Raw genomic sequence first — 13,440 nt, forward strand, 5'->3', positions numbered from 1 at the left:
CGGCCACCACACGATCCACCAAACCCGGCGGATACACCCAGGTCAGCAGCCCTAACCCCGATAGCTCACCGACACTTGCAGACACCCGAACCACCCCCGGGACCACTGCACAGCAGCGTACGCCCGCGAGCTAAAACAACGGCATTGGGCCTAGGCGGCGAACTGCCGGGGACGCCAGGGCATGCTCAAGGACGGGCCGGCATCCCAGCCCCTTCCGCGCTTCAGCGTCGTCCTGGCGCCGCATGTCCGTTGGCCGCAGCCGTACGAGAACAGAGTCGACTCGGCGGAACGCAGTCTCTTCCCCTCCGATGTGCGCCACGTCTCATCCGCGAGCTGTCACACCGGATGTGCGGCCGGTGTCTCAATGCTGAGTCCATTGGAACGAGGAGACATGATGAACGGGAACGTCGAGGTTGTTGTGATCGGCGGCGGGTACGGGGGCGTGACGGCGGCCAACAGTCTGGCTCGGCGCGACGGCGTTTCGGTGACCGTGGTCAATCCGCGCCCCGACTTCGTCGAGCGAATCCGCCTGCACCAGCTCGTGACCGGCTCCGATGACGCCGTCGAGGGCTTCGGGAAGGTCATGGGCGGGAACGTACGGCTGGTGGTCGACACCGCGACCCGGATCGACACTGCCGAGCGCCAGGTGTCGCTGGCGGGCGGTGGCACGGTCTCCTACGACTACCTCGTCTACGCGGTGGGCAGCGGCGCCGCCGATCCCGGCGTACCCGGAGCGGTGGAGTTCGCTCATTGGGTGTCGGACCTCGAGGGGGCGGAACGACTGCGGTCGGCGCTGGCCGCGACGCCCGCATCGGCTCCGGTGACCGTGGTCGGGGCCGGCCCGACCGGCCTGGAGACCGCCGCCGAGTTGGCGGAAGCGGGCCGCAAGGTCACCCTGGTCTGCGGCAACGTGCTCGGCCCCTCCCTGCATGCCCGGGTCCGCCGCCCGGTGGCCCGTCGGCTCGCCAAGCTGGGTGTGACCGTCCTCGAAGGTCCCCGTGCGCAGGTGACGGAAGTGACACGCGACGCCGTACGGCTCGACGACGGCCGCGAGCTGCCCAGCGCGGTGACGATCTGGACCGCGGGATTCCGCGTTCCGGACCTGGCCGCCCGCAGCGGGCTGCGCACCAACGCCGAAGGCCGCCTGGTCACCGATACGACGCTGACCAGTGTGGACGACGAGCGCATCGTCGCCGCTGGGGACGCGGGGGTGATGCCGGACCACCCGTTCCGGATGAGCTGCCAGGCCGCCGTGCAGTTGGGCCCCGCGGCCGCCGACACGATCCTGCGCCGGATCGCGGGGAAGAAAGCCGCTCCCGTGCGAATGTTCTTCGCCGGGCAGTGCCTCAGCCTCGGCCGAAACGAGGGCGTCACCCAGTTCTCCTACCCGAACGACAAGGTGAACGCGCTCCGCATCAGCGGGCGGCCCGGTGCCGTCGTCAAGGAGATCGCCTGTCGGTTCACGCTCAACAAGTTGGTGTCCGGGGCACGCAAGGCGAGTTCCCGCGCATCCCACGGCGACCACACCGACCGCCTGGAAACGCCTCAGCCGGAACACCGCACGAAGCCGTCCGACACTCGAGGCGCGGCCTAGCCGCCAAGTCGCCACCTTGGACCGGACCGGTCGGTCCGGCCCAAGGCCGGACCGACCGGTCCGGCCCAAGTCCCGTCTTTAGAACGGCTGCATGTTCCACGGCCTGCGTCCGGCTTGTGGGGCCGACCGCGAGAGAGTGAAGCGCACGACATGAACGACCACGTCACCGACCCCGCGACCGAGGCCTTCGTCGCCCACCGTGACCTGCTGTTCACCGTGGCCTACGAGATGCTCGGATCCGCGGCGGACGCCGAGGACGTCCTCCAGGAGGCCTGGCTGCGGTGGGCCGAGGTCGACCTGGCGCAGGTGCGGGACCAGCGCGCCTATCTGGTGCGGGTCACGACCCGGCAAGCACTCAACCGGCTACGCGCCCTGAAACGGAGCAAGGAGGCCTACGTCGGTCCCTGGCTGCCCGAGCCCCTGCTCACCGCGCCGGACGTGGCCGAGGACGTCGAACTGTCCGAGAACCTGTCGCTGGCACTCATGTTCATCCTCGAAACCCTCTCACCGACCGAACGCGCCGTCTTCGTGCTGCGCGAGGTCTTCGACATCGGCTACGACGACATCGCGGCCGCGATCGGCAAAAGCCCCGCCGCCGCACGCCAGATCGCCCACCGCGCCCGTCGGCACGTCGACGCCCGCCGGCCGCGCACACCCGTCTCCCCGGAAGAGATCCGGGCAACGCTGAATTCGTTCCAACGCGCGCTCGAGACCGGGGACTTGCATGGCCTGCTCCACGTACTCGCCCCGGACGTTGTTTTCGTCAGCGACGGCGGCGGCCTCAAGCTGGCGGCTCTGCGGCCGGTCGTCGGCGCCGACAAGGTGCTCCGTTACATGGCCGGCAGTGTCGACAAGGCCGGCGGCACCTTCACCAGTGAGCCCACGACGGTCAACGGCAACCCCGGACTCATCCTGCGCGTGGATGGCGTGATCGACGGCGTGTTGGCCTTCCGGGTTGAGAACGCCCGCGTCACCGGCCTCTACTACGTCCGCAACCCCGAGAAGCTCACCCGCGTTGAGGCCGAGACCCCCCTCACCTCCCGCTGACCGTCCCAGTGCCTGCCGAAAACCTCATCCGCCCTGGTGGGAGGCGGTTTGCGGAGTGCGCCGCAGTATGGCGGTGTAGAGGACGCCCCGGACGTCGCTCCTTGACGGGCAAACGTTGCCTGCCGCGGCACTACTGTAGGGGGTGTTTGGAAAGTCCTGCGCGGTGCCCGCGGTGTCCGGTGCGTGCTCTCGGCGTGCCGGACGAAAGCCCTCGTACTGGACGTACTTGGGCTTTCGGCCGGTGCGGCGAGAGTGCGTGCCGGGCGCCGTGGGTGCTGTGCGGGACTTTCGAAACACCCCCTAGCGGCTTGGGGAGCCGATGAAGGAGCGCGGCCAGGTAGGGCAGTCGCAACAGCACGATCCACCAACCTGACCCGCTCATCCCGCGATCACTGGACCTTTCCGGCGATCACTGGACCTTCGCGTCAATCTGCAGGTCACAGACCATGGATGGGCTTTTCGGCACCCGCAGGCGTGCGGTGGCGCGCTTCCTGGCTTGGTCAGCCTGGCGGCCGTCCTGTCGTACGGCTCCCGGAGGTCATCCATCCTCACCCGTCCAGACTTTGTCCTGTGTGTGGAAAAAGAAGACCTAAATCCTGAGTAAGTACTTCCCAGTCTGGAAAATCGTTGTTACGTTCCTCTCCGAAAGCCTGACGGCGCAGTCGTCGGAAACAGGCGCCCGGGTCCCCAGCCGTGGGTGAGGGGAGAGGAGGGATCGTGAGACGGATGACTGCTCGACCTGAGAACGCGCACCAGGCGCGGCTGCTTCGTCTACTGCGTGACAACGGGTCCAACTCTCGTGCCCAGTTGGGTGATCTGGTGGACCTGTCCCGTTCGAAGCTGGCCGTCGAAGTGGACCGGCTGCTGGAGACGGGGCTGGTTGTCGCGGACGGGCTGGCCCCCTCCCGGGGCGGCCGGCGGTCGCACAACATCCGGCTCGCGCCGACGCTGCGTTTCCTCGGTGTCGACATCGGCGCCACGTCGATCGATGTCGCCGTGACGAATGCGGAGCTGGAGGTCCTGGGACATCTGAATCAACCGATGGACGTCCGGGAGGGCCCGGTGGCGGTCTTCGAGCAGGTGCTGTCGATGGCTGCCAAGCTGAAGGCCTCCGGTGTCGCGGAGGGCTTCGACGGCGCCGGCATCGGCGTCCCGGGGCCGGTCCGCTTCCCCGAAGGCGTGCCGGTCGCGCCGCCGATCATGCCGGGCTGGGACGGCTTCCCGGTCCGGGAGGCACTCAGCCAGGAACTGGGCTGCCCCGTCATGGTCGACAACGACGTGAACCTGATGGCGATGGGGGAGCAGCACGCGGGCGTCGCCCGCTCCGTGCGAGACTTCCTCTGCGTCAAGATCGGCACCGGCATCGGCTGCGGCATCGTCGTCGGTGGCGAGGTCTACCGGGGAACGACCGGCAGCGCCGGCGACATCGGCCATATCCAGGTGGAACCGGGAGGCCGCGCCTGTGTGTGCGGCAACCGGGGCTGCCTGGAGGCCCACTTCAGCGGTGCCGCGTTGGCCGGTGACGCGGAGCAGGCCGCGCGTGAGGGCCGGTCGGTTCAGCTTGCTGCCCGGCTGGAGACAGCCGGACGTCTGACGGCCGAGGATGTGTCGGCTGCCGCGGCAGCAGGGGACGCGGTAGCCCTGGAGCTGATTCGGGAGGGCGGGAAGCGTCTGGGGCAGGTCATCGCCGGGCTTGTCAGTTTCTTCAATCCGGGGCTGGTGGTGATCGGCGGCGGTGTGACCGGGCTCGGGCACACGTTGCTGGCCAGCGTTCGGACCCAGGTGTACCGGCAGTCGTTGCCGCTGGCCACGAACAACCTGCCGATCGTGCTGGGTGAGTTGGGACCGGCGGCCGGAGCCATCGGCGCGGCCCGGCTCATCAGCGACCACGTCTTCTCACCGGCCTGACCGCTGCCCGACCCCGTCGGCAACGAACCACCACTCGCGCCACAATCCGCGTGGCGTCAGTCCAACCAAGCGTCACTGCAACACCATCGGCGTCACCGACACACCACTGCGCCTCGAGAACCCCATGGCGCCTTCGCAACACCCGTAGAGCCGACGCAACACCCGTAGAGCCGACGCAACACCCGTAGAGCCGACGCAACACCCGTAGAGCCGACGCAACACCAGTAGAGCCGTCGCAACACCCAAAGCACCGCCGTAACCACCGCTTGACGCGTCGGCGGCCGGCTCCCACCCCTGCCTGGCTGCCGGGCCATTGGGCCTGCCCTGCTCAGCCCGTACGCCCCGGCGCACCCGACGCCAGGGGCTTCCCAGAGCCGCCCATGCATGCGAACCACCCTGTACAGCCCTGCCCGCTCACGGCCCGCACCCGCCGAGGGGATTCCTCATGGCACCACAACCACCCCTGCTCACCATGTCCGGTATCACCAAGTCGTTCCCGGGTGTCCGCGCCCTGGACGGTGTGGACCTCGAGGTCCAGGCCGGGGAAGTCCATTGCCTCCTCGGCCAGAACGGGGCCGGCAAGTCCACTTTGATCAAAGTGCTCGCCGGGGCTCACCAGCCCGACAGCGGTGAGATCACCTGGCGGGACGAGCCCGTGACCTTGGGGTCGCCGATCGCCGCCATGCGTCTCGGCATCGCCACCATCTACCAGGAACTCGATCTGATCGAGGGGCTGTCCGTCGCCGAGAACGTCTTCCTCGGGCACGAACCCACCTCCGCCGGGTTCGTCGTGCGCGGCTCCGCCGCCCGTACGGCGACCGCGGAGTTGCTGAAACGTCTGGGGCACCCGGAGATCGATCCGACGCGGCTCGTCGGCGACCTGTCCGCAGCGCAGCAGCAGATCGTCTCCATGGCCCGCGCGCTGTCCCACGAGGTCCGGTTGATCGTGATGGACGAGCCGTCGGCGGCCCTCGACCCCGAAGAGGTGGACAACCTCTTCAGGATCGTGGGCGATCTGACGGCTGACGGCGTCGCCGTCATCTACATCTCCCACCGCCTTGAGGAGATCCGACGCATCGGCGACCGGGTCACGGTCCTGAAGGAGGGCCGGTCGGTCGCGGGCGGGCTGCCTGCCAAGTCGACGCCGACCCATGAGGTCGTGGCCCTGATGACCGGGCGGAACGTGGAGTACGTCTTCCCCGAGCGCCCTGAGGCCGGGTTCGCCGCGGGGAGGGAACCGGTGCTGACGGTCGAGGGGCTGACCCGGCGAGGGGAGTTCGCGCCCGTCGATCTGGAGCTGCGGCCCGGTGAGATCGTCGGTCTGGCCGGGCTCGTCGGGTCCGGGCGCAGCGAGATCCTGGAGACCATCTACGGGGCCCGTAAGCCCGACGGCGGCCGCGTCCTCGTCGACGGCACCCCCCTGCGCCCCGGCAGTGTCCGCGCCGCCGTCCGCGCCGGCATCGGCCTCGCGCCCGAGGAACGCAAGGCGCAGGGCCTGCTGATGCTGGAGTCCGTCAGCAGCAACGTCTCGGTCTCCACCCTGTCCCGGTTCGCCCGCGCGGGCTGGCTCGACCGGCGTGCCGAGCGAGCCGCGGCGCACCAGGCGGTTCGTGAACTGTCCCTGCGGCCGGACAATCCCGACGCCGCGATCAGGACCCTGTCCGGCGGCAACCAGCAGAAGGCGGTGCTCGCACGCTGGCTGTTGCGAGGTTGCAAGGTGCTGCTGCTGGACGAGCCGACCAGGGGTGTCGACATCGGCGCCCGGGCGGAGCTCTACGCAGTGATTCGCCGGCTGGCCGACGAGGGCCTGGCCGTACTTCTCGTGTCCAGTGAGGTGCCCGAAGTCCTGGGTCTCGCCGACCGGGTGCTCGTGCTCCGTGAAGGCAGCGTCGTGCACACGGCGGATGCCCGTGAGCTCGACGAGCACCGTGTACTTGATCTTGTGATGGAAGGGAGCCTGACGCCATGACGCAGCCGGCCACTGCGGCGCAGCAGGAAGCGCCGACGTCCGCCGCCGAGTCCGCGGGGACCCAGGAGAGTTCGCGCCGACTCGGTCTGCGGTGGGACGTGCGCAGTCTGTCCTTGCTCGGAGTCCTCGCCGTCCTCGTCGCGGTCGGTGGGATCACCGCACCGGACGAGTTCCTGGCGACGAGCAATCTTCAGCTCGTCCTCACCCAGGCGTCCGTGATCGGTGTCGTCACCGTCGGCATGACGTTCGTCATCACCAGCGGCGGGATCGACCTGTCGGTCGGCGCGATCGTGGCGCTCGCCTCGGTGTGGGCGACGACCGTGGCCACACAGGAGTTCGGCTTCGCGGGCATCCTCTTCACAGCCGTGATCGTCGGTGTGGGCTGTGGTCTCGTGAACGGTCTACTGATCGCCTACGGCAGGATGGTGCCGTTCATCGCGACGCTGGCCATGCTCGCCTCCGCCCGGGGCCTGGCGTTGCAGATCACGGACGGCAGCACCCAGATCGTCTCCGTCGAATCAGTGCTCGATCTCGGTGCCAGGGACGCCTACATCCTCGGCATCCCGCCCCTCGTCCTGATATTCGCCGCGGTCACCGTCATCGGCTGGCTGCTGCTCAACCGCACCACCTTCGGCCGCCGCACCGTCGCGGTCGGCGGCAACGCGGAAGCGGCACGCCTCGCCGGCATCGACGTCCGCCGCCAGCGCCTGTATCTGTACCTGCTGTCCGGACTGTGCTGCGGTATCGCCGCGTTCATGCTGATCGTGCTCGCCGGCTCGGGGCAGAACACCAACGGCAACCTCTACGAGCTGGACGCCATCGCCGCGGCGATCATCGGCGGCACACTCCTCAGCGGAGGACGCGGCACCGTCATCGGCTCGGTCCTCGGTGTTCTGATCTTCACCACGATCACCAACATCTTCGCCCTGAACAACCTCGAGACCGCTGTCCAGCAGATCGCGAAGGGCGCCATCATCGTCGCCGCCGTCCTGGTCCAGCGCCGCTCGCTGCACGGCGACGCCTGACGCCGTGCCGCACACCGCCGGACGGCGGCCCTGACACCGCCGTCCGGCACCCCCGCATCCTCCATCTGACGCACACCGCCCAGTCGAAGGGTCGATCCGCCATGGCAAGAATCCCCTCCACCAGCCGCAGGGCTCTGCTGTTCGGCACCGCAGCCGTTTCCACCGGTGCGCTGCTGACGGCCTGCACCAGCAATGAGCCCAAGAACAAGGCACAGGCCGCGGACAACGCTGCTCCGGTCGCGGACGACAAGCCGGGCAAGCAGGTCACCATCGGCTTCGCCGGCCCGCAGGCCGACCACGGCTGGCTCAACGCCATCAACGACAACGCCAAGTCGCGTGCGGAGGAGTACTCCGACGTCACGCTGGAGATCACCGAGGGCGCCAACGACACCGCCGCGCAGATCGGCCAGATCGAGACCCTCATCAACAAGAAGGTCGACGTCCTGGTGGTCCTTCCCGCCGACGGCAAGGCCCTCACCCAGGTCGGCCTGAAGGCCATGCGCGCCGGCATCCCCGTGGTCAACCTCGACCGCATCTTCAACTCACCGCAGGCATACCGCTGCTGGATCGGCGGCGACAACTACGGCATGGGTCTCAACGCCGGCACCTACATCGGCGAACAGCTCAAGGACAAGAAGAACGCCAAGGTCGTCGAACTCGCCGGCCTCGACAACCTCGAACTGACCCAGCAGCGCACCAAGGGCTTCGACGACGCCTTGAAGAACTACCCGAACATCAAGAAGGTGGCCCGCCAGGCGGCCGACTTCACGGTCGAGTCCGGCCAGGCCAAGATGGCCCAACTGCTGCAGGCACAGTCGAAGTTCGACGCGCTGTGGAACCACGACGACGACCAGGGGGTGGGCGCGCTGCGCGCCATCGACCAGGCCGGTCGCGACGACTTTCTGATGGTCGGCGGCGCGGGTGCCAAATCCGCGATGGACGCCATCAAGGCCGGCAACAGCGTGCTCAAGGCGACCGTCCTGTACCCGCCGACGATGGCCGCCTCCGCCATCGATCTCGCCCGGGCGCTCGGCCAGGGCAAGGGCGTCGGCGGCCTCGCCGAGTTCGAGATCCCGACCTCGCTGACCCTGTACTCGGCCGTGGTCACCAAGGACAACGTCGACCAGTACCTGCCGACCGGCTTCATCTGACCGGCCCGGGCCGTGTGCCCCACCAACACAGCGACGAGTCAGTGACACTCCGACGAGGAGGAATCCGTATGGAACAGAGGGACAGTCGGACCGCACCGCCGGCACTCGGCGTGGGCATGGTCGGCTACGCGTTCATGGGCGCCGCGCACTCACAAGGATGGCGCACCGTTGGGCACGTGTTCGACCTGCCGCTGCGGCCGGTCCTGGCCGCGATCGCCGGCCGCGACGCGCACGCCGTGCGAGCGGCGGCCGACAAGCATGGCTGGGCCGCGGCGGAGACCGACTGGCGCGCCCTCGTGGCCCGCGACGATGTGCAGCTCGTCGACATCTGCACACCGGGCGACAGCCATGCGGAGATCGCGATCGCGGCGCTGGAGGCGGGCAAGCACGTGCTGTGCGAGAAGCCGCTGGCCAATTCGGTCGCCGAGGCGGAGGCCATGGTCGCGGCCGCCGAAGCGGCCCGCTCACGCGGGCAGTTGGCCATGGTGGGCTTCAACTACCGGCGTGTGCCCGCACTCGCCTACGCCCGCCGGCTCATCGCCGACGGCAGGCTCGGCACGCTGCGCCACGTACGGGTCAGCTACCTCCAGGACTGGCTGGTCGACCCCGACTTCCCGCTGACGTGGCGGCTACAGCGGGAGCACGCGGGGTCGGGGGCGCTCGGCGACCTCGGCGCGCACATCATCGACCTCGCGCAGTATCTGACGGGGGAGGTGCTGGTCGGCGTCTCCGCCCAGATGGAGACCTTCGTCAAGGAACGCCCCCGCCTCGACGGTGCCTCCTCCGGTCTGACCGCTTCCGGCGGCACCCGGCGCGGCCCGGTGACGGTCGACGACGCGGCCGCCTTCACCGGCCGGCTCGCTTCGGGGGCGCTCGCCACGTTCGAGGCGACCCGGATGGCGTCAGGGCGCAAGAACGCCCTGCGGCTGGAGGCGAACGGCGAATTCGGTTCGCTCGCCTTCGACCTCGAACGGCTCAACGAGCTGTCCTTCCACGACCACCGGGAGCCCGCCGCCACGGCGGGGTTCCGCAGGATCGTCGTCACCGAGGCCGAGCACCCGTACCTGGAGGGCTGGTGGCCGCCGGGCCACGCGCTCGGCTACGAGCACACCTTCGCCCATCAGGCCCGCGATCTGGTCGAGGCCATCGCGTCCGGCACCGACCCGATGCCGTCGTTCGCCGACGGTCTGCAGGTACAGCGGGTGCTCGCCGCGGTGGAGGAGAGCGCGGAGAAGAACTCCGTCTACACCCCTGTCCAGGCCGGCGAGGCCGAAGTCCGGTAGAGATCCGGCAGCAACCCCGTTGGGAGGCACCATGCCACGCCCGTTCACCCTGTTCACCGGTCAATGGGCCGATCTGCCGTTGGAGGAGGTCTGCCGCCTGGCCGCCGACTTCGGCTACGACGGCCTCGAACTCGCCTGCTGGGGCGACCACTTCGAGGTCGACAAGGCCCTGGCCGATCCGTCCTACCTGGCCGGTCGGCACGCCCTGCTGGAGAAGTACGGCCTGAAGTGCTGGGCGATCTCCAACCATCTCGTCGGCCAGGCCGTCTGTGACAACCCCATCGACGAACGGCACCAGGGCATCCTGCCCGCCCGCATCTGGGGCGACGGGGAGCCGGAGGGCGTACGCCGGCGTGCCGCGGCCGAGATCAAGGACACGGCGCGGGCCGCGGCCGCCTTCGGTGTCGACACGGTCGTCGGTTTCACCGGATCGTCGATCTGGCATCTGGTGGCGATGTTCCCGCCGGTACCGGAGCGGATGATCGAGCGCGGCTACGAGGACTTCGCGGAGCGCTGGAACCCGATCCTGGACGTGTTCGACGCCGAGGGCGTCCGCTTCGCCCACGAGGTTCATCCGAGCGAGATCGCCTATGACTACTGGACCACCAAACGTGCCCTGGAGACGGTGGACAACCGGCCGGCGTTCGGGCTCAACTTCGACCCCAGCCACTTCGTCTGGCAGGACCTGGACCCGGTCGGCTTCCTCTACGACTTCCGGGACCGGATCTACCACGTCGACTGCAAGGAGGCCCGCAGGCGTCTGGACGGGCGCAACGGGCGGCTCGGCTCCCATCTGCCCTGGGGTGACCCGCGGCGCGGCTGGGACTTCGTCTCCGCCGGACACGGTGACGTCCCCTGGGAGGACGTCTTCCGGATGCTGCGTTCGATCGGTTACGACGGGCCGATCTCCGTGGAGTGGGAGGACGCCGGCATGGACCGCCTCGAAGGTGCGCCGCGAGCACTCGCCCATCTGAAGCGGTTCGACTTCGACCCGCCTGCGGCGTCCTTCGACGCTGCCTTCGGAGGCGGCGACAACTAGTGCCCCGACAGGCAACGTTCGCCCCGTCGCGACGCCCGGCACTCCCCCAAGCTCTTCGAGTAGGGGGGACCCCCACTCGCCGCACCGGCCGAAAGCCCAAGTACGTCCAGTTCGAGGACTTCCGGCCGGCACGCCGAGAAGGCCGCCCCGGACGCCGCTCCTTGACGGGCAAACGTTGCCTGCCGCGGCACCAGGCGCTCCGCTGTAGGAGGCGCAACATGCCGCCGGTTGTGAGCGGCGCCGTCGAGGCAGGTCGCTCCCGCACTCAGGGCTTCGCTCGAGCGGGGGACCCCATCGCGGCGGAGCCGCAAACCGGCGCGGATCATGCCCAGTTGGGGTGCTGGCGAACCGTAGTCGCCTTCCCCAGACCTGTTCGGAGCCGACCGGATCGGTGCCCGGTGGCGGTAGAGCCGCCGGGCGGACCAGCCCGGCGGTAGAGCCGCCGGGCTGGTCCGGGCTGCCCGGACACGGCTTTGTCCTGATCAAGGAAGAAGTTTGCCGTTTTGTTGCGCAAGGGGTTCCGGTCAAGGACGAACGGGGCTACGGTCCCTTCGTGCACAGGCACCACACAGTGGTTCGAGACTGACGGCGTATTCAGGCCGCACGGCGCACTGCTCGTTCGACAGGCCTACGGAGGGCGGCCCTGCACGGCGCAGGGCCAAGAACCCTCAGGTGCCCCGCCTTTCTCACCGGCGGCCCTTGCCGCCCACTCGCACGCCGCAACCGCGCCGACCACGGAGCGTCCCTCCCGGGCCGCGGCCGAAGCCGCCCTCATGCCGGCGGTGGGCGGGAGGCCCCGAGCCCCCGCCCACCGTCCTCCAACCGCATCGGAACATCGACCTGGCAGGGAGGCAGCCCGTGAACAGCACAGGAGGACCTGGCCCTGCTGGTCGGAGGCGCGGTGCCGCGCACCCGTCGTCTCGAGGGAAAGACCTGTGCCTGGCAGGCCCTCCCGCCCGAGCAGCGCCCCCGCACCGCCGCTCGCCCTGCTCTCCACCCCCCGCGCAGTATCCGGCCGCGTAGCGGCCACCGAAGTGAATCCCTGCTCCTGCGGCTCGGCGGCCTCTGCTGAGGCGGCAGCCGTCAGGCACCCGCACCGCGACAACGAAAGAGGGAACCCCTGTGACCGCGTTCAATGACGAAGCCGTCACCGGCGACGCCCTGCGCCGCACACTCGGCGTCAGCCGCCGCCGCTTCCTCAGCACCTGTACAGCCGCCTCCGCCGCGGCGATCGCCGCCCCGGTCTTCGGCGCCGGGCCCGCCCTCGCGCAGGACAGGGCGGAAGCCGCGGGCGGTGACCGGGGCCGTTCCGCTCTGGTCCCGCCGCACAAGCGCGGCATCATCCTCTACACCGTCCGTGATGCGATCGGCCGGGACCCGCTGGCCTCCGACCTGCCCTCCGGATTCCGCGAGGTCTTCAAGCAGCTGTCGCGCTTCGGCTACCGCCAGGTGGAGTTCGCCGGTTACGGCCAGCACGCCAACGCGCCCGGCGGCGCCGATCTGGGCACCATCGAGGGCGCGAAGCTGTTGCGCTCCTGGCTCGACGAGTACGGCCTGCGGGCGCAGGGCAGCCACGGCTTCATCCCGCCGTCCTGGCCGCTGACCCCGTCCGACCGGGACACCTTCAAGCGCTTCCTGGAGATCTCCAACATCCTCGGCATGGAGCACATGGGTACCGGTGCCGACCCCACCAACACCCCCTACCGGGCCGACTGGGACGTGGCCGCGGAGAAGTGGAACACCCTGGGCGCCATCGCCTGCAGGGAGGGCGTCAAGCTCTACACACACAACCACGACAGCGCCTACGACTTCCTGCTCGACGGCGGCCCGCTCGACGCCCAGGGCCGGCCGACCCGCAGCTCCGGCATCCGGAAGCTGGAGTACTTCCTGAAGGTGACGGACCGCAAGAGCGTCTATCTGGAGCTGGACGTCTTCTGGGCGCACGTGGCCAAGTACAAGTTCCACACGTACACCGCCCACGACGGCTCGCAGCGTGAGCGGGTCTTCGACCCGGCCGGACTCGTGGTCCGCAACACCAAACGCTTCCCGCTCTTCCATGCGAAGGACGGCGTCGTCAACCTCCAGAGCGGCCTGGGCTACGACATGGTGCCGTTCGGCACGGGCGACATCGACTACCGGAAGTTCTTCACCCGGGTGGGTGCGAAGAACTACCACAACCCGATGGTCGAGCAGGACAACGCGCCGAGCACGAGCGCTCCCGGCCAGTCCCTGGAGTTCGCCCGGGTCGGTTACGACAACCTCGCGGCCCTGCGCGCCCGCCACTGACGGACCATCATCCGGGATGCCCGCCCGGCGTATTGGCGCGGGGCGAGCATCCCGGGCATGCCCGAAAAGAGCTGAAATACCACTGCAAACTTTTCTTAAATAGATTGAAACTTTGTCCTTGACGAGTTGAAAGTATGC

At 69.1% G+C, this 13,440-nt stretch carries 9 protein-coding genes; all 9 read left to right on the forward strand.

All coding sequences use genetic code 11. The features are described 5' to 3' along the window. The first annotated feature begins 394 nt into the window (after nt 1-394). The 9 genes from EF387_RS07050 (at nt 395) to EF387_RS07095 (ending at nt 13,302) form a co-directional block, all read left to right on the forward strand. Entirely contained in the window at nt 395-1,594 is a 1,200-nt protein-coding gene (locus tag EF387_RS07050) for an NAD(P)/FAD-dependent oxidoreductase (RefSeq protein ID WP_238431389.1), read from the forward strand. A gap of 150 nt (nt 1,595-1,744) precedes the next feature. Further along, the gene (locus EF387_RS07055; RefSeq protein WP_128375632.1) at nt 1,745-2,641 is read left to right on the forward strand and encodes an RNA polymerase sigma-70 factor; all 897 of its coding nucleotides are present in this window, start codon (nt 1,745-1,747) and stop codon (nt 2,639-2,641) included. Between the two features lie 726 nt (nt 2,642-3,367). Beyond that, complete coding sequence (locus EF387_RS07065; protein WP_128375633.1) at nt 3,368-4,549, forward strand: ROK family transcriptional regulator; 1,182 nt, start codon at nt 3,368-3,370, stop codon at nt 4,547-4,549. A gap of 445 nt (nt 4,550-4,994) precedes the next feature. Next, nucleotides 4,995-6,518, forward strand: a complete 1,524-nt coding sequence (locus EF387_RS07070; protein WP_128375634.1) for a sugar ABC transporter ATP-binding protein — start codon at nt 4,995-4,997, stop codon at nt 6,516-6,518. Then, nucleotides 6,515-7,543 carry an ABC transporter permease gene (locus EF387_RS07075; RefSeq protein WP_128375635.1) on the forward strand — a complete coding sequence of 343 codons (1,029 nt, stop codon included), beginning with the start codon at nt 6,515-6,517 and terminating at the stop codon, nt 7,541-7,543. The genes EF387_RS07070 and EF387_RS07075 overlap by 4 nt, the downstream gene beginning before the upstream one ends. A 101-nt stretch (nt 7,544-7,644) precedes the next feature. Beyond that, the gene (locus EF387_RS07080; RefSeq protein ID WP_128375636.1) at nt 7,645-8,694 is read left to right on the forward strand and encodes a substrate-binding domain-containing protein; all 1,050 of its coding nucleotides are present in this window, start codon (nt 7,645-7,647) and stop codon (nt 8,692-8,694) included. Nucleotides 8,695-8,762: 68 nt separating this feature from the next. Further along, nucleotides 8,763-9,977 carry a Gfo/Idh/MocA family protein gene (locus EF387_RS07085; protein WP_128375637.1) on the forward strand — a complete coding sequence of 405 codons (1,215 nt, stop codon included), beginning with the start codon at nt 8,763-8,765 and terminating at the stop codon, nt 9,975-9,977. Between the two features lie 31 nt (nt 9,978-10,008). After that, complete coding sequence (locus tag EF387_RS07090) at nt 10,009-11,016, forward strand: sugar phosphate isomerase/epimerase family protein (RefSeq protein ID WP_128375638.1); 1,008 nt, start codon at nt 10,009-10,011, stop codon at nt 11,014-11,016. 1,122 nt (nt 11,017-12,138) lie between these two features. Beyond that, complete coding sequence (locus tag EF387_RS07095) at nt 12,139-13,302, forward strand: sugar phosphate isomerase/epimerase family protein (protein WP_128375639.1); 1,164 nt, start codon at nt 12,139-12,141, stop codon at nt 13,300-13,302. The last annotated feature ends 138 nt before the right edge of the window (nt 13,303-13,440 follow it).

It is taken from the genome of Streptomyces cavernae, from assembly GCF_004023625.1.
Lineage (GTDB): Bacteria > Actinomycetota > Actinomycetes > Streptomycetales > Streptomycetaceae > Streptomyces > Streptomyces cavernae.

Coding starts and splice junctions, on each gene's coding strand:
- EF387_RS07050 (WP_238431389.1), top strand. CDS start 395: ATGAACGGGAACGTCGAGGTTGTTGTGATCGGCGGCGGGTACGGGGGC.
- EF387_RS07055 (WP_128375632.1), top strand. CDS start 1,745: ATGAACGACCACGTCACCGACCCCGCGACCGAGGCCTTCGTCGCCCAC.
- EF387_RS07065 (WP_128375633.1), top strand. CDS start 3,368: ATGACTGCTCGACCTGAGAACGCGCACCAGGCGCGGCTGCTTCGTCTA.
- EF387_RS07070 (WP_128375634.1), top strand. CDS start 4,995: ATGGCACCACAACCACCCCTGCTCACCATGTCCGGTATCACCAAGTCG.
- EF387_RS07075 (WP_128375635.1), top strand. CDS start 6,515: ATGACGCAGCCGGCCACTGCGGCGCAGCAGGAAGCGCCGACGTCCGCC.
- EF387_RS07080 (WP_128375636.1), top strand. CDS start 7,645: ATGGCAAGAATCCCCTCCACCAGCCGCAGGGCTCTGCTGTTCGGCACC.
- EF387_RS07085 (WP_128375637.1), top strand. CDS start 8,763: ATGGAACAGAGGGACAGTCGGACCGCACCGCCGGCACTCGGCGTGGGC.
- EF387_RS07090 (WP_128375638.1), top strand. CDS start 10,009: ATGCCACGCCCGTTCACCCTGTTCACCGGTCAATGGGCCGATCTGCCG.